16 protein-coding genes are annotated in these 25716 nt (G+C 30.1%); 2 read left to right on the top strand and 14 right to left on the bottom strand.

Annotated features, from left to right (window positions below):
* Window positions 1-16: 16 nt before the first annotated feature.
* Entirely contained in the window at window positions 17-3526 is a 3510-nt protein-coding gene (locus tag ACO5J6_RS02425; RefSeq protein ID WP_485641836.1) for a DEAD/DEAH box helicase, read from the bottom strand.
* A 353-nt stretch (window positions 3527-3879) separates the two neighbouring features.
* Here ACO5J6_RS02425 and ACO5J6_RS02420 point away from each other — a divergent pair, with 353 nt between their 5' ends.
* Window positions 3880-5118: a putative DNA modification/repair radical SAM protein gene (locus tag ACO5J6_RS02420; protein WP_485641835.1), complete on the top strand. Its 1239-nt coding sequence runs from the start codon at window positions 3880-3882 to the stop codon at window positions 5116-5118.
* A 186-nt stretch (window positions 5119-5304) separates the two neighbouring features.
* Window positions 5305-6033, top strand: coding sequence for a TIGR03915 family putative DNA repair protein (locus tag ACO5J6_RS02415; RefSeq protein WP_485641834.1), 729 nt, complete (start codon window positions 5305-5307; stop codon window positions 6031-6033).
* Between the two features lie 660 nt (window positions 6034-6693).
* Here ACO5J6_RS02415 and ACO5J6_RS02410 read toward each other — a convergent pair.
* The 13 genes from ACO5J6_RS02410 to ACO5J6_RS02350 all read right to left on the bottom strand — a co-directional run bounded on the left by ACO5J6_RS02410 (window position 6694) and on the right by ACO5J6_RS02350 (window position 25651).
* Window positions 6694-7830 (bottom strand): trans-sulfuration enzyme family protein, encoded by a 1137-nt coding sequence (locus ACO5J6_RS02410; protein WP_485641832.1) that lies wholly within the window; start codon window positions 7828-7830, stop codon window positions 6694-6696.
* A gap of 25 nt (window positions 7831-7855) precedes the next feature.
* On the bottom strand, window positions 7856-8368 hold the full coding sequence (locus ACO5J6_RS02405; protein WP_485641830.1) for a GNAT family N-acetyltransferase: 513 nt from the start codon (window positions 8366-8368) through the stop codon (window positions 7856-7858).
* Between the two features lie 237 nt (window positions 8369-8605).
* Window positions 8606-9349, bottom strand: coding sequence for an amino acid ABC transporter ATP-binding protein (locus ACO5J6_RS02400; protein WP_485641829.1), 744 nt, complete (start codon window positions 9347-9349; stop codon window positions 8606-8608).
* 1 nt (window position 9350) lies between these two features.
* Window positions 9351-10058, bottom strand: a complete 708-nt coding sequence (locus ACO5J6_RS02395; RefSeq protein ID WP_485641827.1) for an amino acid ABC transporter permease — start codon at window positions 10056-10058, stop codon at window positions 9351-9353.
* A gap of 115 nt (window positions 10059-10173) precedes the next feature.
* Window positions 10174-10977, bottom strand: a complete 804-nt coding sequence (locus ACO5J6_RS02390) for a transporter substrate-binding domain-containing protein (RefSeq protein ID WP_485641825.1) — start codon at window positions 10975-10977, stop codon at window positions 10174-10176.
* A 63-nt stretch (window positions 10978-11040) separates the two neighbouring features.
* Window positions 11041-11847, bottom strand: coding sequence for a transporter substrate-binding domain-containing protein (locus tag ACO5J6_RS02385; RefSeq protein ID WP_485641823.1), 807 nt, complete (start codon window positions 11845-11847; stop codon window positions 11041-11043).
* Window positions 11848-12613: 766 nt separating this feature from the next.
* Window positions 12614-12802: a PspC domain-containing protein gene (locus ACO5J6_RS02380; protein ID WP_485641821.1), complete on the bottom strand. Its 189-nt coding sequence runs from the start codon at window positions 12800-12802 to the stop codon at window positions 12614-12616.
* 49 nt (window positions 12803-12851) lie between these two features.
* The gene (locus ACO5J6_RS02375) at window positions 12852-19865 is read right to left on the bottom strand and encodes an autotransporter-associated N-terminal domain-containing protein (RefSeq protein ID WP_485641820.1); all 7014 of its coding nucleotides are present in this window, start codon (window positions 19863-19865) and stop codon (window positions 12852-12854) included.
* Window positions 19866-20103: 238 nt separating this feature from the next.
* Window positions 20104-21072, bottom strand: a complete 969-nt coding sequence (locus tag ACO5J6_RS02370) for a helix-turn-helix domain-containing protein (protein ID WP_485641818.1) — start codon at window positions 21070-21072, stop codon at window positions 20104-20106.
* A gap of 65 nt (window positions 21073-21137) precedes the next feature.
* Window positions 21138-22118, bottom strand: coding sequence for a helix-turn-helix domain-containing protein (locus ACO5J6_RS02365; protein ID WP_485641816.1), 981 nt, complete (start codon window positions 22116-22118; stop codon window positions 21138-21140).
* A 115-nt stretch (window positions 22119-22233) separates the two neighbouring features.
* Complete coding sequence (locus tag ACO5J6_RS02360) at window positions 22234-23271, bottom strand: helix-turn-helix transcriptional regulator (protein ID WP_485641814.1); 1038 nt, start codon at window positions 23269-23271, stop codon at window positions 22234-22236.
* A gap of 205 nt (window positions 23272-23476) precedes the next feature.
* Window positions 23477-24538, bottom strand: coding sequence for an alcohol dehydrogenase AdhP (gene adhP / locus ACO5J6_RS02355; RefSeq protein WP_485641812.1), 1062 nt, complete (start codon window positions 24536-24538; stop codon window positions 23477-23479).
* A gap of 570 nt (window positions 24539-25108) precedes the next feature.
* Window positions 25109-25651: a DUF1439 domain-containing protein gene (locus ACO5J6_RS02350; RefSeq protein ID WP_485641810.1), complete on the bottom strand. Its 543-nt coding sequence runs from the start codon at window positions 25649-25651 to the stop codon at window positions 25109-25111.
* Window positions 25652-25716: the final 65 nt, after the last annotated feature.

Here is a 25716-nt window from a genome sequence, read left to right as displayed (position 1 = left end):
TTTAAGTATAAATAATTTAAATGTAATTTGCCATATCCAACAGTTTATAAGTATATCCCATATTCTCAAACATATTTTTTCTGTAAATTATTGATTTATAGGAAGTTTCTCCCGAAAAATCATTTATACTGTTTATATCTATCAATATTTTTGCTCTTTCTTCATTTCTGTCTTTTATCGCATATTTCAAAGTGAAACCGCCAATTTTATAATTTTTGACAATTTCATCATTTTCTCCGACTTCTGTTTCTTTTTTTATAATTTCGATTATTTTCATATCCTGATTTTCAAGTTTTTCATAAAGGATATTGGTATTTTTCATTTTATTGCCCGATAAAACTTCCAAAATTCTGTTTTCAGTTTCCATATCATTTTCAGAAACTGCTTTTGCATATGCCAAATAAGAATAAAATATTCCTCTTCCATTATTTCCATTTTTTGTGATTTCAGTTTCCCAGCCGTTTATACTATCGTCAGGAACGGAAGTAAATACAATAAATTTATATTTTGCTCTCGTTACAAGCACATTCAGCAATTTATATCCTCTTTCCTGATTATTTAACGGTCCGAAATTCTGAATAAATTTTCCTTCCTCATTTTTTCCGAAAGTAGTGGAAAGTATCATAATATCCCTTTCATCTCCCTGAACATTTTCAAGATTTTTAATGAACATATTATTTTCAATAAGCTGATTATATCTGTTCTTAGTTTCTTCATTATCATTTTCCCTCAAATAAATATTCATCTTATTGACAATATTATTTTTCTGCTCAAGGTTCAGTGTTACAATTCCGACACTTGATAATTTACCGTCTACGAGTATCTTATCACTGAATATATATTCAATAATTTTATTTGCCTCATCATCATTTTTTCTTGTCTTGTATACACCGTTTATTTTAAAATATTCTATCGGGATATATTCTTTTTTTGCAGGCATTGGTATGAGCCGTGATTCATAAAATGCCGCATTGGAAAAATTAATCAGTTTAGGGTGTTTAGACCTGTAGTGAAAATCCAGATAAGACATAACTGTATCTTCTTTCAGATTATTTACATAATCGAGCAGAGATTCACTATCCGCCAAAAATAAATCTTCTTCGCTTATTTCTTCATTTCCGCTTATATCCTGCTGTTCCATTTCCGCACCGAAATAATTTGAAGGCGGCATCTGATGAATGTCTCCCGAAATAATCTTGTATTTTCCTCTCATCAGTGTAGGAAGAACTTCTTCCAGTTTAAGCTGACTCGCTTCATCAAAGACTACCAAATCAAAAATCCCTTCTTTAAGAGGAAATACAGCACTGCACGTATTGGGGTCTGTCATAATTATCGGAAATATATCTTTGAAAAAATTTATATCCGTTCCTATGATTTCCCTTAATGTATTTATTTTTCCATATTTTGTATTTTTTCTGAGATTATAGAGCATTTTTATATTTTCACTTTTACTCATAACACTCAAAGCTCTTTTTCTTATATCGTTCCAATATTTTTTTATTCTGTATCTCTGCGTATCAATTATATATTTATCATTTTCAACTAATTTAGGAATATTTGCCGAAAAATCTTTATATTTTTCATTTTTCAATGTACTTCCCTGTAATAACGAGTAATAATATGAAAGTATTAGAAATTCAGATTTTTCTTCAATTCCATTTTCTTCCAAAAAATTTATAAAATTATTTATGAATGCCTCTTCTTCTTTTGTAATCTTTCCATTTTTCTTTTCATCGACAAAATTTATAAATTCCATTTTATTATTAACAATATCATTAAGAATATCAGAAAACTCATTTAATTCCTTGCCGTAAATTTCATAGTCATATTTTGTAAACTTTCTGTCTGTATATTTATTATTATACTCATCTATTCTTCTTGTATCGGAATAAATATCATTCCATGCATTTTTTATTTCTCTTATTTTTGTGTTGAACATTGAAAATAACGATATTTTTAATTTGTTTGCTCCAAAAGAGTTTTTAAATTTATCTCCATATTTTTTCAAATTTTCTTCTATAAATATAATTATTCTCTTCAATTCTTCCAAAGTCTGTGATGTTTCATCAAAAAATATTTCATATGAAGATATTTTATCAAAATTTTTATTATATATTTTTCCAAATCTTTTCAAATTATTTATGGAACCAATTTTTGAAAGAAGATTATCAATTTTATCTAAAATTTTATAAATATTTTTTATATCATTTTTGGAAATATCAACATAATAATACTTCCCGTAGTTTTTTCCATTCAAATATTTCAATGCGGCATCATTTACGTTTAAAACATCATCAGATTTTAAAGATTTCTGAAATATAGACTGGTGTTCATTATATCTTTTCTTTAATTCCCTGTATTCATTGACGATATATTCGTATCTACTTTCATCATACTGTTCTATTTTAGGTATGTTTTCTTCCAAATCTCTTACTCTTTTTACTATTTCTTTTCTATTAGTCGCAGGGTCATTAATCATAGCCACTAAATCAGTCAATCCCAATTCCGACAATTTTTCATAGATTACATCAAGGGCAGTCTTTTTCTCACACACAATCAAAATATTTGCTCCATTTTCAAGAGCATTTGTTATAATCGCAGTAAGAGTCTGACTTTTTCCTGTACCGGGAGGTCCCTGAATTATTTTATATTGAGTATCAGTCAATGTTTCTATAACATTTTGCTGGCTCGGGTCTGTCGAAACAGAGCTATTTTTAGTAAGCTGAAAATCATCTCTATCAGAAACATTGAACTTGTATTCATCAAAATTTTCCACTAAATTATTGAAATCCTGTATAATTCCTTCATTCTGTCTTTTAAAAAGTCCAAGTATTCCTCCATAGAATATAAAAGGTTTGTCTATTCCTTTTTTATCTATTTCCTCTGTTTTTTCAGGAAAATCCTCTATCCTGAATTCATCTGAATAATCTATTTTCAATTTTTCGTTTATTTTTTTTATTATATTTTTTATATCTTCAAAACTAAATACAGCTTTCTCATTATCCTGAATTTCAATATTATAGACATCAGATAAATTTATCTTATCATCTGATAAAAGTTGCATTATCAAAACTTTATTAATTTCAACTTCAGAATTTTCATCTTTTGATATTATAAATTCATTCATATCTGTTTTAGACCTTGATATATTTAGTTTCCAGATAAATAAAGGTGCTTTCATAACAGATTTTGTTTTGTTATTCTGTTTTACAAGTAAAGGATAACCTAATGCAAGACTGCTTATTCCTTCTTCTCGGAAAATATTCATATTTTCATTAAACAGATACTGTATTTTTCTTTCAACAGCCTGATTTTTTTCACTATTCGTCAGTCTTATTTTGACATTAAATGCCTTTTTAGTAAATAGATTTTCAAAAAATATTTCAGTAAATTTATCGTCTATCCTGTTCAAATCAGAAATGTCAAGTCTCGCTTTATATCTTCCGGGTACGGCGCTGAGATAAATACTTCTCATTGAACCTACATTCAGCTTTTCAGCCAGCAAATTCAGAAAATCGATATTCATAAATCCTCCATATGATTATTTTTAATAATTTACTATCTTCTTTAATATTATTTTTTTAATTATAGCATTTATTTAAAATTTATTGTAGATAAATATAGTAAAAAATATAGTTTATAAAATCTTTGAATATTGAGAACTATTCCTGATATTTTTTAAATTTAAAAACAGTAGATATTTTAAAAAAAATCAAAAATATTGTTTTAAATGGAAAAATTTTCGAGATAAAATTTTTTTAAAAACTTGACAGTGAGATATAGCCGTTTCGGTAAAATTGTATTTTTCTGATAAAATCTTTTTATAGAAACAACAAAGAAAATAGCAACAGAAAAGAAAAAAATAATGAAAGGAAAAATATGAATAAACCTGTAGATGAAAAATTAAGAATATTAAGTGCTGCAGCTAAATATGATGTTTCCTGTTCATCAAGTGGAAGCAGAAGAAAAAATATAAATGACGGATTAGGAAATGCGGCTTTCAGCGGAATATGCCATTCATGGTCGGCAGACGGACGCTGTATTTCCCTGCTTAAAATACTTATGACCAATCATTGCATGTACGACTGCAAATATTGTGTCAATCGTAGAAGTAACGATATTGAAAGAGCTGTACTTACTCCTGAGGAAATTGTAAAACTGACTATAAATTTTTACAGAAGAAATTATATTGAGGGACTGTTTTTAAGTTCGGGGATAATAAAAAGCCCTGACTATACAATGGAACAGATGATAACTGTTGCAAAGAAACTTCGTCTTGAAGAAAAATTCAACGGGTATATTCATATGAAAGTTATTCCCGGGGCAAGCAAGGAGCTTATACATGAAATGGGACTGTATGTAGACAGAGTTTCAGTCAATATAGAGCTTGCTGAAAACAATGCTCTCAAACTTCTTGCTCCCGATAAGAAGCCTACCGATATTTCCACATCAATGGGTCTTATACAAAAAAATCAGATACAGAATATAGAAGAAAAGAAACTTTTTAAAAGTACACCGTCATTTATTCCTGCCGGACAGACAACACAGATAATAGTAGGAGCAAGCGGGGAAAGTGATTATACTATTCTCAATAAAAGTGAAAATCTTTATAAAAATTTTCAACTAAAAAGAGTATATTATTCTGCTTACGTCCCTGTAAATAAATCAGGCATTCTCGCTAATACAGACGCAGTGCCTATGATAAGAGAACATCGTCTTTATCAGGCTGACTGGCTGCTTAGATTTTATAATTTTAAAGCGGAAGAGATATTGAGTGAACAAAACCCGTTCTTTGACCCTCTTCTTGACCCGAAAGCAAATTGGGCAATACAAAACTGGCATCTTTTCCCTATGGAAATTAACAAGGCAAGTTATAAAGAGCTTTTAAGAATTCCCGGAATAGGTGTAAATTCAGCACAACGTATAATTATGTGCAGAAAATACGGTGTAATAAAATATGAACATTTACAAAAATTAGGAGTAGTAATAAAACGGGCAAAATATTTTATTACTGCAAATGGTGAATTTTTAGGATTTAAAAAAGAAAATCCTGAACAGATAAGAAATATTCTAATAGAAAGAGAAAAAATGCCAATGTACCAGATGAAGCTCTTTTAATATGAAAAATTACTATTAATTACAATTTTTGTCCAATGAAAGATTAATTATAAGTTCTATAATTGCTTTATTGTTTATCAAAATGTCAAGAAAAATAGATATTTGAGTCAAAGATGATTAAGTCAAATCAGTTTTTATTCAGTTATCAAAATATCAAAACATAAAAAATTTTATTAAGGAGAAAAAATGCCTAATTATTATTATGACGGAAGTTTTGACGGACTGCTCACAGTTATTTTCAAAGCTTATGAACATAAAAATGAAATAATAAGGGTACATCCCGAAACAGAACAGCTTACTTTGGGATTAGATGATATTCATATTACAACTGATTTTGATGAAGCCCGCCGTGTAGAAAAAACGATATGCAAAAAATTATCGAAAGATTTTTTACATTGTATACGTACTTGTTTTCTGTCATGTGAAAAAAATAAAGACACTGTAATTGTTTATAGTGTCTATAAAGCGATAAGTTCAAGTGAGAAAATTATAAATTCCATGGATATGTACGGATTTCTTATGAGAAAAATGGTCAGAAGAGTTTTAAATGAACGGCATAAATATTTGGGGGTACTGCGATTTAGAGAAATGAAAGACAAAACACTATTTTCAACCATTGAGCCAAAAAATAATATATTGCCGCTTTTGCTTTCCCATTTTAGAAACAGAATGAAAAAAGAAAAATTTGCTATTTTTGATAAGAATAGAAAAAAGATAGCTTATTATAATACAAAAAATTTTGAGCTAATCTTTGTAAAACATCCTGAAATAGAGTGGAGTAATGAAGAAGAGGAATATTCAGCTCTTTGGAAAACTTTTCATAAAAGTATTTCCATAAAAGAACGGAAAAATAAAAAGCTTCAGCAAAGTAATCTCCCAAAATATTTCTGGAAGCACCTTATAGAGGATATGTAGAAACTTATTGAATGACTATATAAAAAATACATTAGATATCTAATAATTCATATGCAGTTTGTTCATTACTTCTTAAACAATTTCTATTCTTCTTCCTGCTATTTCAAATTTATTTTTATACAGTTTGTTCATTACTTTTTAAACAACTCTATATAAATGATGTATATATAGACAATTTTCGATTGTTTAGAAGTTTTTTCGTTTCTTTTTAAATAACTATATGCACAAAGATACATCTTGTTACAATATGTTCTATTAATATTCTAAAATATTACCATAAGCAATGGCATTCTATTTAGTTACTTATTTTCTTTTTTTATTATTTTTCTTATTTCTTATTTATTTCTATTACTTTTTTATTTCTATTACTTTTTTATTTCTATTACTTATTATTATTTTATTTGTTTATTTATTATTTCTTTCATATTATTATCTATCTGCTCATTACTTAGTTATCTATTGTATATTATTTTATAAAACTCAATAAAACTTATTCAAATTACAAAAAAATATACTTATGAATCTTGTTAGACAAATAAATATATTTTTTTATTTTCAGTATTAATATTTTAAATAATTTTATTATTTCTATATCTTATTTTATATTATTTTCATATTTTTTATATTTTATTCTATATCTCACTATTTTTTATTTACTTTCTATTTTTCCAGAGCATTTTTAAAATCTTCAATCAAGTCATCAGGACTTTCAAGTCCCACAGCAACTCTAATCATTGCATTTGTTATCCCTCTCGCATTTCTTTCATCTTCAGGCATTTCAGAATGTGTTACCGTAGCCGGATGAGTTACAAGAGTTTCAGCACCTCCTAAACTTGGAGCGAGAATAACTAATTTCAGATTGTCAAAAAATGTTTTTACTTTATTTTCATCTTTCAATATAAATGAAAATACTGCCCCTGCCCCTGTTGCCTGACTTTCATGAATTGCTTTACCTTTGTTGTTTTCATCTGTAGGAAAATATACTTTTTCTACTGCCGGATGATTTTTGAAAAATTCCACTAATTTTAATGTATTTTTTTGAGCCTCGTCTACTCTTACCTTCAATGTTTTCAAACTTCTCATCAAAAGCCAACTGTCAAATGGAGGTAAAATAGCACCTATGGATTTTTGAGCAAAACTAATTTCTTCAGCAAGTTTATCACAATTAACTACTACAATTCCCGCAATAATATCATGATGTCCACTCAAAAATTTTGTAGCACTGTGAATAACCATGTCTACTCCTAATTCAAGCGGTCTTTGAAGATAAGGTGTCAAAAATGTATTGTCCACAATAGAAAGAATATTATGCTCTTTTGCTATTTTTACAATTTCTCTTATATCCGTTACATCAAGTAAAGGATTTGAAGGAGTTTCTATAAATATTGCCACTGTATTAGATTTTACAGCTTTTTTTACTGCCTCTAAATCCGTAGTATCTATAAATGTATATTCAAGGTTAAATTTTGCAAATATTTCAGTCATAATTCTGTATGTTCCGCCATAAATATCTATACCGAGAACAATATGGTCTCCTGCTTTAAATTTTGTAAAAACTGACACGATAGCCGCCATTCCTGAAGAAAAGGCAAAGCCGTATTTACCGTTTTCCAATCTTGCTATCGTTTTTTCAAGTTCTTTTCTTGTGGGATTGGAAACTCTTCCATACTGAAATTCTTCGTCTACTCCAAATTCTCTTGTGGGATAAGCTGACGCCATACTTATAGTATTGCTCCAGTCAATCTGTTTACTTTTGTCTTTTTTCTCTCCATGAATTGCTTTAGTTTCAAATTTCATAATTTCACCCTCTTTTCTATAAAAATTATTTTTTGTTAAAAACTTTTTCAAATGCAAGCCTTTTTTCTCCTGTTTCGAGATAAATTATTCCGCAACAGATAAATCCATTTTTTATCAGAAAAGATTTCATAGGCTCGTTTTCTTCATGGGTATCTATTTTTATGCAGTTTATATTTTTTTCAACACATATTTTTTCAGCATATTTAAAAATTTCGGTTGCTATATTCTTATTTTTCATATCTTTATCTACTGCTATCCTATGGATTACACAATATTTCTCATTTGTCAACCATTTTCCTTTTTCTATTTTTTCGTAATTCTTTTCTTTTTTAAAAGATATTACTGCTGTTCCTGCAATCCGTCCACTAATTTCAACCACATAAGATTCATTATTTTCAATATCTTTGAGAATATCCTTTTCATCGGGATAACCATTTTGCCATTGATTTATCCCTAATTTTTTTAGCTGATTTTTTCCGTCTTCGATTATTTTCATCACTGTTTTCAAATCATCTATAACTGTTTTTCTGAAAATCATACTTCTAATTCTCCAAAATTTTTTTAATATTCATTTTATCATTAAAACAAATATAACTAATAATATTTTTTCTCAAAATTTTCCAAATATTTCAAATATATGTTACACCATGCCAAAATGGAAACAAGTATTCTATTATTTAATAATTATTTTTATCCAATATTTATATTTTCATTATTAAAAATTATCAACAAACATTTTATAATCAATTATAACCATTTTATTCCCATATGTTTATTACACTATATTATTGGAATACCTTCTTAGGAAGTTTTGAAGTCTTTCACTTTCAGTATTATTAAAAATTCTTTCAGGAGTACCTTCTTCTACAATTACCCCTCCGTCCATAAATATTATGTAATCGGAAATCTCCCTCGCAAACTGCATTTCGTGTGTAACTATTATCATTGTCATATGCTCATTTACCATGTCTTTTATTACTTTCAGAACCTCTCCTATGAGCTCAGGGTCAAGAGCAGATGTAGGCTCATCAAGTAAAATAACTTCAGGATTCATAGCGATAGCTCTTGCAATTGCGACTCTTTGCTGCTGCCCTCCTGACAACTGATTAGGATATGAGCCGGCTTTATCTTGGAGTCCAACTTTTTGAAGCATTTTCATTCCGATTTCAACTGCTTTACTTTTATTCATTTTTTTAACAACTATGAGCCCTTCAATTACATTTTCCAATGCAGTTTTATTTTTAAAAAGATTATAATTCTGAAATACCATTGTTGTGTATTTTCTTAATTCATTTATATCCTTTTTGGACATATTTTTTATATTAAATACTTTTCCATCAAAAGTAATTTCTCCTTCATCAGGAGTTTCTAAAAAATTTAAACTTCTTAGAAAAGTAGATTTTCCTGAACCACTCGGTCCTATAATACTTATTACCTGACCTTTTTCTATTTTAAAATTTATCCCTTTCAGAACTTCATTATTTCCAAAGGACAGTTTTATATCTTTAACTTTAAGCATATTACTGTCCCCCTATTCTTACTATTTTTTCCAAACTCATTAATAACCCTTCCATAACTATGCACACAATCCAGTAAATCAAAGCTACAACTATATAAACCTCAAAGAAATTAAGCCCTGCTGCACCGACTATTTTTGCTTTTCCCATTAATTCTACTATTGATACGACAAATGCCAGCGATGTATCTTTTATTAGACTTATGAATGAATTTCCAAGATTTGGCAGTGCTGTTACAAAAGCCTGCGGTAATATTATTCTTCTCATAGCCTGCCATTTACTCATACCAATGGAAATAGCTGCTTCCATTTGTCCTTTTTCTACTGATAATATAGCGGCTCTAAACGTTTCTGACATATACGCCGACATATTCAAAATAAAAGCAACATAAACAAACATAATAACCGGTACATTATTTACATTTAATGACCATCCAAATTTGGCATTCATATGATTTAAAAATTTAGGTATACCGTAATATGACAGATAAATTTGAACTAAAAGAGGGGTTCCTCTTATGAAAGACACGTAGATTATTGCCAGTTTTGATAATATTTTTACTTTATTTATTCTGACCACTGCTATAAAAAAACTTAAAATTAATGAAAAAAACATTGTTACAATAGCAATATTTAAAGTAATCGGTAAAGCACTTAATATCTTCCAGAATGACTTTACCATAAACTGATAATTTAAAAGTTGTTGCTGCATTTTTTATTCGCTCCTTTGATAACTGTTCCTTTTTTATATATTTTTTCGGACTTTTATATTAACCCTAAAAATTCTTTATTAATTACTGAATTGTTGACATTATACCATACATAAATTATTTAGTAAAATCACTACCAAACCATTTTTCTGATATTTTTGTTAAAGTTCCGTCGGCTTTCATTTCTGATAAAGCTTTATTCACTCTATTTTTTAAATCTTCACTCTCTTTTCTAAATACAAAATATACCGGTGTCGTCGTTACAGGCTCACCCACAAGTTCGACAAGCTCTCCTCTCTGTTTTGTAAAATATCCTACTGTCAATCTGTCATGCAGTGTAGCATCAGCTTTACCTTGAGCTATTTCATCCAGTGCTATCGAAACATTTCCGTCATAATAGGCAAAATTTATTTCTTTATTTTTATCAAAATCAGTCAATGTCTTATTATAGTTACTTCCTACTGCTGCCATTACTTTTTTGCCTTTCAAATCATCAAGAGTTTTAATATCCGTTCTTCCTTTTTTTACTATTATTTGGGCAGCTGAAATTAAATAATCATCAGAGAAAATATATTTTTGTTCTCTTTCAGGATTTTTAGCTACTTCATTAGCTATAAAGTCAAATTTATTGGATTCTAATCCTAAAAACATACTATCCCAAGGTGTCGGTACAAATTCTATATCCAAATTTGCCCTTTTTCCTATTTCACGGACTACTTCAACATCATAGCCTGTCAGTTCATCTTTATCATCAGTAAATGTAAATGGTGCAAAAACACCTTCAGTCCCAACTTTTACTTTTATTTTTTCAGTTGAATTATTAGATGTATTTTCAACTTTTTTTGTTTCTTCTTTTGATCCGCAACTGATTAAAAATAATCCTAATAATACTACTCCGATTATTTTCAAAAATTTTTTCATTTATTATTCCTCCTAAAATTATAATTTTTTTACATATTTATATGTCTAATTAATATAATTAAATTATTTAGTATAATCTCCTCCAAACCATTTTTCCGATATTTTTGCCAATGTTCCGTCAGCCTTCATTTCCGATAATGCTTTATCCACTTCATTTTTCAGCTCTTCACTATCTTTTCTAAACACAAAGTGTGTGGGAGTTACACTCAGAGGTTCCCCTACAAGCTGAACTTTATCCCCTTTCTGTTTTTTATAATATCCTACTACAAGTCTGTCGCTCAATGCTCCGTCCGCTTTTCCGTCTGCTATCTCTACCAATGTCATTGTTATACCGTCATCAGAATAATCCAAATTTATTTTTTTAGTTGCAGTTTCATTATATTTTTCAATAGTTTTTGAATAATTACTTCCTACTGCTGAAATCATTCTCTTTCCTTCAAGATCTTTCAATGTCTTTATATTATTCACTCCTTCTTTGACAATAATTTGAGCAGCTGAAACTAAATATTTATCTGAAAAAATATATTTTTCTTCTCTTTCGCTTGTTTTTTCTATCTGATTTGCAATCATATCGTATTTTTTTGATTCCAGACCTAAAAATATACTGTCCCACGGTACTGTAGTAAATTCAATATCTACATTCAATCTTTTTCCTATTTCCTGAACTACTTCTACATCATAACCTGTCAATTTACCATTATCATCTTTAAATGAAAATGGTGCGTAAACTCCGTCAGTCCCAACTTTTATTACTCTTTTTTTATTTTCTTCTCCTTTACTTTTATCTTCATTTTTCTCACCGTTATTTCCGCAAGACAATGCTAATACAAGTAGTAATAGTGTTCCTAATAATAATCTGATTTTTTTCATTCTTATATCCTCCTAAATTTTTTATATATTAATTAAAAAATCCGAACATTTATGCCCGGATACTTTATATTTATTTTTCAGTGTATCAGGACTACTTTTCATTATTTTTTATTTAATAACTTAAAAGAAGTCCTTCTCATCTTTTTAAAATTCAAGATTTAGTAAAGACTTACCTGCTACACATGCACATCATCATATTTAATTGTAGTATTTCAATATTTACAGCATTGATATTCATTTCTTCTCTCCATTTACTTTTATATCCTTACAAAATAACTTTATCACATAAAATATAAAATGTAAAATTTAAATTTTCAATAAGAACTATATATTTCCTATATAATTCATAAAAATATATCTGAAAATTTAAAAAAGTCAGAACAAGTTTAGCTGTCGTTTTTTATATATTTAATTAAAATATATCTAAAAATTTAAAACCTATGAAATTTTTAACATTTAACCAATTTTACAAATAAATCATAATGAAATTAGTATTTATTATTTTCAGTTTTCAGAATATTTGATGAAACTCTTGTAAAGATGAATACTAACAAGTTTTTTAAACAGTTAAAAAAAAGCTTTTAATGATATTATTTTCTCAGGAAAATATCGCAAAGAAAAATTTTAATAAAATTTTTATATAATTTTATGTTTTTTGAGCTATGTCTACTCAACCGACTTAAGTTATTAACAAAAAATCAGTAGATTAAAGTCAAATTTAATCTACCGATTTTTCATGATCATATTTAAAAAATATATTTTCTAATTATTCACCTTCAGGTAATACAAATCCTGCTATTATATAAGCAACAAGTGCTGCCCCTCCTGTGATAAGTCCTATGACAACTGCTGCTATTCTTATCATATTGGGATCTTTATCCATATATTTAGCAAGACCTCCGCATACTCCCATTAGCTTTTTGTCAGATTTTGATCTAGTAAGTTTTTTTTCCATTTTTTCTCCTCCTAAAAATATTATCTATAAACAAAATTGTTTAATTAAATTAGTAAATGGCTCTTAATCCTATTCCACCTCTTACATTTTTTCCTTTTGTGTCATATCCTCCGTTTATCGTTAATCCAAATCTCTGGTTTTCTATTCCTAAGTTCAGGTCAGCCTTAAAGTTTCCTTTCCTGTCCTCTTTTTCTCCTCTTATTCCAAACCAGTCTGCTTTCGTATACGATACTCTCGCTTTATTATTCACTTCTCCCGTCTTTCCAAGCTCATTCTCATATCCTAATCCTAATGTCGCTACAAAATGCGTTCTTACTGCCATTGGTTGTTTATATTTGAACTCTATCCCTGCTTCCGGTCTGATTGAATAATAATCGTTCCCTTTTACTTCCAGTCTTATTTCTCCCGTCTTCTCTTTTATCGTTCCAAATCTTCCATATTCAAGCTTCAAACTTCCATACGGTCTTATACTTGTTCTCTCACTTGTCCTGAATTCCTTGCTTATTTCATTCTTGACCGCTACTCCGTATGAATTATATGTCGATTTTGCATTAAAGATTTCATCTACTACCAAGTATTTTCTGTGCATATCACTTCTCGCTATATAGCCTTCTCCCGATACTGTCCATTGCAGACTTCCGTTATTATCGAAAGCTGTAGATTTGAATATACCCATTTTCAGCATTGTTGTATCTTCTTTTGAGCCGCCTATATCTTTAAATTTAAATCTGTTATTTACTGCTCCCGCATACCAGCCTGAGCTGTTTCCAAGTTTTATTGTTTCATCTTCGTGAACATAAGCTACTCCATAGGCATTACTTGTATAGTCTATTACACCTGCTGTATCTGTTTTATATTCATCCTTTGCACCAAATATTTTTATTTTATTGGATTGTTTCGACATATTGTACCATTCTTTTTTCAAATAGTCAAACTCTTTATCCAAAGATTTTCCTGTAGATACCATTCTCTGTTGTATATTTGCATATTGATGACCCATCATTTCATCAAAAGCTTGTGTTAATAATACCTGCTCATTTTTACCTATGCTGTTTAATTTGTTGAATAGCTGCTTTTCTCTTGTTCCTACAGCCTCGACACCGTATCTTTGCTCAAGTCCGTCAGCAAAGTTCCATGCATTTTCAGTTTTAGCTACAAAATCCGTATACGGTATTTTCGCCATTACAGCTTCTTCAGGAAAACCGCTACTTCCTTCTATAGGTTGAACCGTCCATGTCAATGAACCTGATATTGCATTCAGTTTTCCGCCTGTTCCTCCTCCAAGAGATCTATACGACTGAATATAAGGAGAAATTATATTTTTACCTATTTTTATTGCTTTACTTGTAGATAATTCAGCTGCTTCAGCACCTATGATTAAATCATTGTCTGTTGTAGGGGTAAATCCGTCTACCCAGTTGATAGGATTTGTCCTTCCTAAAGTATCTACATATATACCTACATTTGAAAATGCAAAATTTCCTGTCAACGGATCAGGTCCGGGAGTCATATCATGGATAGGCACAACTTTACCGTTTATAGTTGCCACTCCCGAAGGTGAAATAACTGTACTTCCTGCTATAGCTGGCTGAGAACCTGCTCCAGTTTCATCTATATAAGCATTTGCTCCATTTCCTACATTTACTCCTGCTGCTGCCAGATTAGCTTCAGTTATAGGATTTCCATTTTCATCTTTTCCATTTTTGTTTCTTATTCCTATTGAGCCTGTTCCTGATATATTAATTGTCCCATAGTTTTTAATAATACCGTTTTTGATATACACTCCATAAGAATTATTTATATCTATATCTATAGTTCCTCTGTTTTCCAATGTAGCACCATTCATCACGGCTACTCCGTAAGAGGCGTCCTTCGTGCCATCACCGCCATATCTTCCCGATGTTATATTTCCTGTATTTAGTCCATAAGCACCATTATTTAGATACATCCCATAAGCACCTTTTAATTCTCCACCGGATACCAAATTTATGTTTCCATGATTTTCAGCAACAGTTCCTGCTCCTTCGGCAAACATTCCTATTCCATAGTTTCCTGTAACATTAATTGTAGCATTATTATAAATTCTTCCTCCATTTTGGGCTGCCATACCTATTGCATAATAATTATTTCTAATATCCGAAGCACCTACAGTAATTGTTCCACTGTTTTGAACAGCTCCGTTTCTTGAAGCATAAGCTCCTACACTTCCTACACTATTACCGAAATTTACTGCTCCCGTATTATTTATAACAGCTCCGTCCGTAGCATAAAATCCTGTACTGCCTATTCCTGTTGAGTTTACATTAGTTGCAGTATTTACTGTTCCCATACTGCCCGCTTTATATAAATATACACTTTTTGTTCCCATATTGAAGTTTGTTCCTGCTGCTGATGTATAATTATTTGTACCGTTATTCAATAATGCAAATCCAAAAGAGTTATCTCCTACAGAAATATTTGATGAATTATTGTTTATTGTTACATTATCATCGCCATATACTCCCACTGCTGAATTTCCTGTATTTAACGTTCCGTTTATATCCAAAGTACCCTGTTTTTTATATATTGCCAGTCCTTCATCTCCTACAGAAATAGAACCTAAAGAATTTACATTTCCTACAGTTTCAGAAAAAATACCTAAACTTTTTGCTCCTGTAGTTATCGATCCCTGATGTGTTATATTCCCGTATTTTGTATATATACCTATACTTGGATTATTTCTGTTTGAAGAATCTCCTAATGTTATATTTCCTCCATTAACTATATTTATCATTCCTCCCGCACCATATTGGGAATTTACTCCGTAATTATGTATTGCGATAGATTTATCTCCAAGCAATGTTATATTTTTATTATTTACAACATGGGAATCAGTGAATATTCCTTTAGCTGTTGAATTATTTACCGATTCTATAGTTCCTCCGGCAGCTGTCAATTCAACACCATTTAGATAAAATCCTATTCCTCCTGAATTTATTTTTATTGCTGAACCGTTATCAGTTACAGTCGCCATTCTGCCATTTCTGAATATACCTTTAGAATATACTCCGGTTCCACTTGCTGCCGATGATACATCTATTATTGAACCGTTTCCTAATGTTATTTTTGAAGCATTTGCATTTGTAATAGCTCCCGCACTTGTCGAAGCTAAATCCGAAGCCAGTATCCCTATAGATGCTTTTGTAGTTCCTGTTGATACTATAGTTCCGTTATGTACTAATTCTATGGACTGATTTCCATATGTCGGTATTCTCGCAGGAGTAGCATCAGTTACTCCCAAATAATTTATTCCTGCAAGTCCCGTTCCCGAATCACCTATAGTTATTGTTCCATTATTTGTTGCCAATGAGCCATTTGCAGAAATCATTCCTGTAGAATCTTCCCCTGTAGTATTCAATGTCGAATTATTAACTAATTCAGCATATTCTCCCACTATTCCTGCCATACCTCTTCCTGTCAGGTTGATTGTTCCGTTATTTGTCAGTATCACGTCGTTTCTATTCGTAGACTGACTATTTTTCTGAGCAATCGCAACTTTAGATTTTTCTCTCAAACCTGCCGGTGCAGTTATTGCACCTGAACCTGATACTGTTACTCCATTTTTAACAGTTATACTTGATGATGAAAATTCCGAATTTAGATAAGCATCAGCAGAGCTATCCAAGTTTGAATTTACATCTATTGTCAATGGAACCCTTGAAGCTTTATAAGGTGTGTATTGTCCCGCCGTTCCTACTATATTTATCCCGGGAACACTTGAAGATATTCCTGAGCCTAAACTTGAAACCAGTTCTCCACCGACAATTCCTCCATTACCTTCAGCAACCATTAATGTAGAGCCATTAGCCAAATTCACTGTCAGTGTACCTGTTGACGAAGCATGACGTATAGCAGATAAAGGGCTTCCACTACCTGCTTTCACATAAAATGCCGTTCCTCCTGAAGCTATATTTGCAGTAGCATTTCCTGTCAGTTTTAGTTGAGATTCATCTCCTGACACACCTTCTCCATAAAAGAAAAGTCCTCCATTAGCTACATTTACTGTTGTTCCATTCATTTCAATATCTGAACCGCCGTTAGCATAAAGAGCTACTGCTCCCGTTCCTTCCGAGCTTACTGTTCCTGCTCCTAATTTCGTTACGGCTTGTCTGTTATTTGCCTTTGAAGCATAAATTGCTACTGCCTTTTCTCCATTTACTTTTACGGAACCTCCCGTCATTTCATAATCCGCTCCGTTATTGTATATCCCAGCTGTACGTGCTCCCTTCACGGATATATTGCTTGAGCTTGTTCCTGAACTTATTTTATTACTGCCGTTAGTGCCATTGATTACCATTCCTATCGAGTCATCTGAATTACTTATTGTCAAATCTCCGACACTTTCAGCTTTTCCTCCGTTATAAGCCATAAGTCCTATAACATTACGCCCACCGCTACTTACAGTTATTTTACCTGTATTTTTTACTTTAGGGACTATACTGTCAGTGTGATTTATAGTTCCATTTGCCAGCATTACTATATTAAATCTTTTGTTTAAATTTTTCGTCGGGTCTAAAGGTGCAGCCGGATTAGGGTCTCCAATATAGGCATTTCCGGGTTTTACTGTCATATTTTTATGAACATCTATTCCATATCTATCCGTTCTGAATAATATTCCACCGTCAGCTGTAGAAGAAAAATCTATACTTCTTACGTGAGTATCTTTTATTATAAAATCTTTCTGTGCCAGAGTTTGAGCAGCTGAAGAATAAGTCCCTTTCATATAGTCGGATTTTCTTAAAAATCCAACATTTTCTCTACCACTTACAGTAATATTAAGGTTGTATATATTTCCTATAGGGTCATTAAGAGTTCTTCCGCTGTTATCCAAAGAAGCTCTGTCAGTAGTTTTTGTTCCTAAACCGTTTCCTGTCTGATAATCATAAACACTGATATGTCCGTCACCTACATTTACAGTATGCTGTACATTTGCATAGTCAGTATAAGTCTGTGATGTTTCGGTATAAGGATTATCTATTGGGAGTAATCCCGAACCTCTTATAATCTTTGATATGGATATACCTGTGTTATGACTTCCTTCAAGAGTAACAGTTCCGTTGTTTCCGTCTATTATTGTTTCATTATAATAAATAGCTTCTGTATCTGCTGTTTTTTGAGGGTTTGTTCCATTAAATATATTTGGTACCCGTATTCCGTAGCTTCCTCTCGGTGTAGAAGAAGTTCCGAAGTTAGGGTCTTCACTTGAAACGTTTATATTTCCGACTTTCATATATATATTCAATGAACCTTTATTATCCCATGCTTTTTTCTTGTCGGCATTTGCACCTAAGTTGGCAATAGGATTAAAATTAAATTCTGAAAAATCCATTCCTATACTGTCGACACTTTTTACATTTATAACACCGTCATTATTCATTGCCGCTTGCCATGGTTTATATGTTATATTTGCATATCTTCCTGCACTACCGATAGTTTTTCCTGAGGTAGGTGCATATTGAGCATAATCTTCAATCATTGCAGTCATACCTACCAAATATATCCCTAACTGTGTAGGGTCTTTAGCAGCGTTCCTTTCGAGATTGATTGTAGCGGTACTATTGAGTATTGACGGAGTGGCACCTGCTGCCTGATTTTCTATTCCTATAGTTAAATGGGGCTTTCCACTTGCTATCGGATCTTCCAGAGATCTTCCGTAAATTGTCAGACTACCCCTTAAATTTACAACCATAGGGTCGTATGCTGAATACACGGTATTCCCGTTTATACTCATAAATCTTACAGTATTCGTATAGGGTTTTATATTCGGATTTCCTATACCTCTGACTCTGGGTGTACTTGTTTCATTTCTAAATATCCAATCTCCCGATACTTCAGAAACTATTGAAGCTCCAGGCTTTATAAGAGTTCCTACGCTGTCATCCTGATACTGGGTAAAGCTAAATACTGTCTGTGGGGAAACAGGAAGTCCACTTCTATATCCCTGACCTACAGTAGTATTATAGGCATTATACGCAACATCAGAATTCGCATATACATTTCCTGCTTTTGGTGTAGCAGAACGGTTTGGATTGGATTCACTCCATAGCCAGTCTCCTGTTACTACTCCTGTTCCTACACTACTTGCATTCTGATTTCTCTTTTTTCCTTCCCACTCAAATGAACCGTTTACGCTGAAACCATTGTCTTTCATCGTTACAGTCGTTGGACCGTTCAGAGTCCTTGCATTCGCATTATTTACTATTACATCAGGTTCAGCATAAAAAGATACTCCCTGCATATCCTGTGCAAACCCTGTTGCTACCTCATTCAATGCAGGTGGGTCAAATACATTAGGTTTTATGTCAGGTAATGTAGTAGGTCTGAAAGATACAGTAGTTACTTCAGGTATATTAAATCTTACAGTAGGATTTATAACTACAGGATTTATATTCAGATTAGGTAACGGAGGAGTATTTATATTTATAATCGGTTCAATTATAAAAGGTACTCCGTTGTCTTTCACAGGTTGAGTTCCAACTAATCCGTAATTTAGACCGTTCCTTTTACTGCTTAATGATGAAAATATATCCGTACTTTGTTGTAATCTTTCATAAGTAAGACTGTCAGGAGATACATTTTTTTCCCACCAGTTTCCTCTTGCAAACAATCCCTCATGAGGATATTTTTCTTTTTTATCTCCTTTACCTTTATATACACCTCTCCAATTATTATAAAAATAATTTATTCCATATTGCCAGCTACTCCAAGGAGATTTTACTACATGGTCTCCCTGCTCCATTAATTGTACTAATTCCAAATTTGCATTTCTCAATAATTTGTTATTTTCTCTTTTTGCCTGTCTGAATACTGTGTGTAAATCATTTATCGATGTATTCAGCTCTTTTCTCGTCTTGTTTATTGTATTTTCCGTGCTTTTTACTTCAGGCGATGTCAGTGTATCTGTAAACGAAAGTATTCCCATTAATAAAAAGCTCAATAACAAGCCTTTTGTATACTTGACATCTTTACACCTTTTTGCCAAAGTTCTTAAATCTTTTTCCATTCTTTTCAAATTATTACTCATTTCTTATTCCTCTCTATAATTATTCATATTTATAAATTTTTTAACAATATCAAATTCTTTAAAAATACTTTTTATTACTTTAAATTATACTTATTTTTTTGTTATTTTTCTCCTATATTTTTTAAAAAATATCCCAAATTTAAAAAAAACTCTTTTTATGTTCATTATTTTCAATAAAAAATCTTCTCTATCGCTTTATTTAAAACATAAAAACAAAAGAAAATTATCAAGTTAATTCTCAATTAATTTTTCTATATTTATTGGGTAAAACACCAAAATAATTTTTAAATGCTTCAGAAAATTTGCTTGGATTTTCATACCCTGTTTCATTTGCAATATCGCCTATATTTTTGTTCGTTGTTATAATCATAGTTTTTGCATATTCCATTTTAATTTTTTTCAGATATTTTGTAGCTTCCATTCCTTCACTTTTTTTAAATGCTAACTGCATTTGATAACGACTGACATTCATCACTTCACATAGCTCTTTTACCGTGGGTAATTCCGAAATTTTACACTTTTCTAATATTTCTTTCGCTTTTTTTACAATTATTTCAATTTCTTCATAATTTTTATATTGTAATCTAAAAATTGCAATAACAAAACGAAATACTTTTGATTTGAAAAACAGATAATCATTTATATTTTTTATAGAAGCATTTTTTATTTCCTTTGCCAATATATCAATTTCTTTGTTAGTTATTCCAAAATGAAGTTTTTCCCTGTTAAAAATGCTTAAAAGATTATGTCTCCATTCCATTATGTTTTTATCATCAGTTAAATCAGGAACAATTTCATTTAGAAAAATATCAGTGGATATGTATTCAAGATTATTACTCTTAATTCTATACTGTTTTATTTTTTCATCAAATCTGTAAACTATCACATTACCTTTCCTAACGTGATAAACCTTTTTTTCATTATCCTGAATAAAAGAAAAAACTCCTTCTCCTTTTAGGCAGTATACTATCTTGATAGAGTCTGTTTCATTCATCATATTATCAATGGTTTCATCCATTTCATTTTTTAATTGTACAATAGAAGTTTCATATTTCCTGCTTAAGCAACATCTTGTATAAGTACCTTCGAATTTTCCGAATTTTTTTCCTCTAATATAATATTTTTTCCAAAAAGTTTTCTCAATTTTCTCAATCTTAAAAATTTTTTTTAAGATTTTTTCATAAAATAAATCTTTTTTCTTATTCATAATATTTTTACCTAAAAATTATACATATAAAATTTCCCTTTCCCTGATTTGAATTTTCAGTAATCTTAAAATATTTTTCTATATTTATTAGGCAATATTCCAAAATAATTTTTAAAGACTTCCGAAAATTTACTCGGATTTTCATATCCTACTTCACTGGCAATTTCAAGTATACTTTTATTTGTATTGACTAACATTTCTTTTGCATAATTCATTTTTTTCCTTTTTATATATTTTGCTATTCCTATACCTTCAAATTCCTGAAATGCAGCCTGTAACTGGTATCTACTTATATTCATAAGCTTTGACAGTTTTCCCACAGTCGGCAACTCAAAAATTTGATATTTTTCCAAAATTTCTTTTGCATTTTGAACAATGATTTCAACTGTTTCAATAGAATTAAACTGAATATTGAGAACTAAAAGAATAAATTGAAAAATTTTTGCCTTAAAAGTTAAATATTCTCCTACATTATTTACAGAAGTATTATTAATTTCTTCCGACAATATTTTAATTTCCTCATTGCATTTTCCATAATAAAATTCATCTACTTTAAACATATTTAAAATTTTTTTCTTCCATTCTTCAGCTTTTCTGTTATTACTTTCTTCTAAAATATCCTTAATCATTTCATCTAAATATACATCAATAGATATTAATACAAGATTTTCAGATTCAACTTCATATTCTTTTATTTCATTAGTTGCCCTGTGAATTATAATATCTCCTTTATTAAATTTGTATATCTTTTTGATTTTTTCAAAATTTGATGTAAATGAACATTCTCCATTCAAACAGTACATTATTTCAATAAAATTTTCTGAAACTTTAGGATTTTTAAGAACTTCTTTCATTTTTCCGTTCAATCTGAAAATAGAAACTTCGTATTCATTATCTAAATCATATCTTTCCAATACCCCTTTTAATTTTTCAGATTTTATACCTTGAATATGATATTTCTCACCAAAACTTTTTTCAACTTTTTCAATTTTGACAATTGAATTCAGCTGTTCTTCATAAAATTCATCCGTTTTTCTTTGTTTCATTTTCCACGTAATTATTAAGCTATTAATTACAATCCTCCTTTCTGTTTTATTATAATACTTATTTATCTTTCTGCTCTATTTGATTTCCGGCTTAATTTCTGAATAAAAAATATTTCTATAGTTCCATATTTTTTCTAAACTTATTAGGTAATATTCCGAAATATTTTTTAAATGCCTCAGAAAATTTACTTGGATTTTCATATCCTATTTCATTGGCAATTTCTATTATATTTTTATCGCTTGAACTCAAAAGAAATTTTCCATATTCCATTTTCTTTCTTTGTATAAACTCAGAAATTCCTATTCCTTCTATTTTCTTAAAAGAAGTATGTAATTGATACCTGCTTACTTTTATTATCTTACATATTTCTTTTACCAAAGGCATCTCCGATACCGGATATTTATCTAATAATTTTTTAGTGTTATTTACAATTTCCAAACTACTGAAAGGCATTATTTCGACCAAATTTGTTTGTGCTTCCAAAATCATCGGTAAAATTTGAAAGATTTTAGTTTTTAACTGTAAAAATTTATTTATATTTCTAATTGTAGCGATACTTTGAACTTCTTTTAATAAAATTTCCGTTTCCTGATTTAATTTTCCATAATAAAAATTGCCCGGTTCAAATATATCAAGATTTTTTTCTATCCATTGATTTATTCTTTCGTGAGTCATAATTTCAGAAAGATTTGAAATTAAACAGTCCAAATAAAATTCCACTGTTAAAAAACAAAAATTATTTCCCGAAACTTCATATCTGGAAATATCATTACTGGATTTTTGAATTAGCAATTCACCTTTTTTTAGATAAAAATTTCTCTTTTCTCCTGATTGCCTTACAGCAGAAAAAGAGGCTTCACCGCCGAAACAGTAAATTAATCTGATATTTGTCAAAGGACTTGGAGGATTGAAAAGATTTTGCAACAATTTCCCCATAGTGGTTAAAATTACGATTTCACATTCTTCATCTATACAGTATCTTTCTATCAAGCCATTTAATTTATGGCTACTTGTTCCAATTTTTTTTTGACCTGTAATTAAATATTTCTCTCCAAATTTTTTTTCTGTTTTCTGAACATCAAAAATCTTGCTAATTTGACTATAAAAAAATTCATCTATCATTTTTTCATATTTTTGAGCTTTTTTTCCCATTCATTATCCTTTACTCTATACATAAAATTTTCCAATTATATAGTATACTTTATTTTTAATTTTTTTTCTACCCTCGAAATAAAAAATATCCCTAATATTAAAATGATTCCAAAATAAAAGGGAGCATTTCAAGAATAAAAAAATAAAATAAGAGGCTATCTCATTATTTTTTTAGTTTTCCTTTTGAAACAGCCTCTTATTAAAATTAATGATGATGATGTCCGTGTCCTCCACAACAGCATTCACCTTTTTTCATATCCAGTACCATACGTCCCTGTATTTTTCCTTCTTCCATTTCTTTAAATATTTCGGGTGCTTCTTCTATTGCTCTTTTTTCAACTATAGGAACTACTTTTCCTTCAGCTCCGAACTGAAAAGCTTCTTCCAAGTCTTTTCTCGTTCCTACTAACGAACCTATTACTTCTATTCCGTCAAGAACAGTTTTTACAATAGGCAGATCCATTGTTTCGGAAGGCAGTCCTACTGCTACTACTTTACCTGCTGCACGTACCGAGTCTATGGCCTGATTGAATGCCACTTTCGATACTGCGGTTACTACTGTTGCATGAGCTCCACCATTTGTCAGTTTTTTGATTTCAGCTGCAGGGTCTGCCGTTTTTTTGCCGTTAATTATATAATCTGCTCCCACTTCTCTCGCTAAATTCAGTTTGTCTTCATTGATATCAACAGCAATTACATGAGCATTAAAAACATGTTTTGCGTACTGAATAGCTAAGTTTCCCAAGCCTCCGCATCCATAAATAGCAATCCACTGACCCGGTTTGACATCAGAAACTTTTATAGCCTTATAACATGTTACTCCTGCACATGTTATACTGCTCGCTTGAGCAGGATCAAGACCGTCAGGTACTTTTACCGCATAGTCTGCTGTTACAAGACAATATTCAGCCATTCCTCCGTCAACGGAATATCCTGCATTTTTTACATTTCTGCAAAGAGTTTCTCTACCTGTTGTACAATATTCACATACTCCGCAACCTTCAAAAAACCACGCTATACTTATCCTATCTCCTATTTTTAACGTTTTTACATCAGGAGCTACCTCTTTTACTATACCTATGCCTTCGTGTCCCAATATTCTCCCCGGTACTTTTCCAAAATCTCCATTGGCAACATGTAAATCCGTATGACATACTCCACAGTATTCGACTTCTACCAATGCTTCGCCGGCTCCTACTTTTGGAATTTCTTTTTCAACTACTTTAACTTCTCCGGTTCCATTTTCATTTACAACTACAGCTTTCATATTAATTCCTCCTATATAAAAAATAATATAATTAACTAATATATTGACAAATAATTTAAAAATTTCATTCTTACTACTGATTCTGTTATTTGACTCTATTATATATCGTCAAATTGACACATAAATTTTAAAATAGAAATCAATTATATGAATAATTATTCACCTATTTTGATTATACTCCTAATTTAAAAATATATCAAGTTATTTTTTTCATTTAATTATAAATTTAAAAAAATGACTATTTTAAAAATAATATTTCAAATTATGAATATATAAAAATACATTTACTTATTCAACAAAATATCACTGATTTAAAACAGTAATTCACTAAGAAAAAAACAAAAACTCGTCTGTGTAAATAAATAAACTGATAATTTTTTCTTTTCCGAAGTTTACTTTCTGTTCCAAATTGTGAAATTTTGAAAAATTCATAAATGTATTTTTATTATACTATTTTTTATATAAATTTTATTTTTCTTTTTTAAAATGATTTTTTTTATTTTATTTCTCTAAATTTTAGGATTAATATGATTATACTAATTATAAAAGATAATATATTTTATAATCTTCCTAAGTCTGAACAAAAAATTTCCCGTTTTTTATATACATATTTTTTATTTTCACTGTGTTTTTCTTACCTTTTTTTTCTCTTTCCTGCCTATCCTCACCGTATTTATACACAGGAGACATTTCCACATAATTGGTTATGAGAGATTTCAACATATTTTCTGCTTTGGAATTGGCTACCTCAATACCTTTATTATCAATAATCTTATCTATTGATAAATCTACCAGATATAATTCTTCTTTTTCCCTGTCATAATGTATTCCGCTACTTAGATACATTTTCCCTTTACTTCCGTCGTCTAATAAAGAAATATCATAATCAGTTTCTATGAATATTTTTTCATTTTTAAAATCTACTTTCGGATTTTTCAATGTTACTTTTGCTACCATAAAATTTTTAGTTACAGGAAATTTCTTTTCCGTTTTCTCCTGAATAACTGATTTTGGTACATGAATTGTCTTATTTTCAAGAAAATCACATGAAATTATTCCGAATAAGACAGTTATTACAACAAATATTTTTTTTATTATTAAATTTCGTTTCATTTTTCCTCCTGATTCTGTTTTGACTTATTTGTCTTATCTTATGTCTTAAATTATAAAATAACTCC

The organism is Pseudoleptotrichia sp., assembly GCF_057270515.1.
Note: the sequence above shows the minus strand (reverse complement) of the source record. Positions and strands in the feature narration are given on the sequence as shown.

What these genes read in the sequence shown, in the direction of transcription:
- ACO5J6_RS02425 (WP_485641836.1), bottom strand. Translation starts at nt 3,526, where the DNA reads ATGAATATCGATTTTCTGAATTTGCTGGCTGAAAAGCTGAATGTAGGT.
- ACO5J6_RS02420 (WP_485641835.1), top strand. Translation starts at nt 3,880, where the DNA reads ATGAATAAACCTGTAGATGAAAAATTAAGAATATTAAGTGCTGCAGCT.
- ACO5J6_RS02415 (WP_485641834.1), top strand. Translation starts at nt 5,305, where the DNA reads ATGCCTAATTATTATTATGACGGAAGTTTTGACGGACTGCTCACAGTT.
- ACO5J6_RS02410 (WP_485641832.1), bottom strand. Translation starts at nt 7,830, where the DNA reads ATGAAATTTGAAACTAAAGCAATTCATGGAGAGAAAAAAGACAAAAGT.
- ACO5J6_RS02405 (WP_485641830.1), bottom strand. Translation starts at nt 8,368, where the DNA reads ATGATTTTCAGAAAAACAGTTATAGATGATTTGAAAACAGTGATGAAA.
- ACO5J6_RS02400 (WP_485641829.1), bottom strand. Translation starts at nt 9,349, where the DNA reads ATGCTTAAAGTTAAAGATATAAAACTGTCCTTTGGAAATAATGAAGTT.
- ACO5J6_RS02395 (WP_485641827.1), bottom strand. Translation starts at nt 10,058, where the DNA reads ATGCAGCAACAACTTTTAAATTATCAGTTTATGGTAAAGTCATTCTGG.
- ACO5J6_RS02390 (WP_485641825.1), bottom strand. Translation starts at nt 10,977, where the DNA reads ATGAAAAAATTTTTGAAAATAATCGGAGTAGTATTATTAGGATTATTT.
- ACO5J6_RS02385 (WP_485641823.1), bottom strand. Translation starts at nt 11,847, where the DNA reads ATGAAAAAAATCAGATTATTATTAGGAACACTATTACTACTTGTATTA.
- ACO5J6_RS02380 (WP_485641821.1), bottom strand. Translation starts at nt 12,802, where the DNA reads ATGGAAAAAAAACTTACTAGATCAAAATCTGACAAAAAGCTAATGGGA.
- ACO5J6_RS02375 (WP_485641820.1), bottom strand. Translation starts at nt 19,865, where the DNA reads ATGAGTAATAATTTGAAAAGAATGGAAAAAGATTTAAGAACTTTGGCA.
- ACO5J6_RS02370 (WP_485641818.1), bottom strand. Translation starts at nt 21,072, where the DNA reads ATGAATAAGAAAAAAGATTTATTTTATGAAAAAATCTTAAAAAAAATT.
- ACO5J6_RS02365 (WP_485641816.1), bottom strand. Translation starts at nt 22,118, where the DNA reads ATGAAACAAAGAAAAACGGATGAATTTTATGAAGAACAGCTGAATTCA.
- ACO5J6_RS02360 (WP_485641814.1), bottom strand. Translation starts at nt 23,271, where the DNA reads ATGGGAAAAAAAGCTCAAAAATATGAAAAAATGATAGATGAATTTTTT.
- adhP (WP_485641812.1), bottom strand. Translation starts at nt 24,538, where the DNA reads ATGAAAGCTGTAGTTGTAAATGAAAATGGAACCGGAGAAGTTAAAGTA.
- ACO5J6_RS02350 (WP_485641810.1), bottom strand. Translation starts at nt 25,651, where the DNA reads ATGAAACGAAATTTAATAATAAAAAAAATATTTGTTGTAATAACTGTC.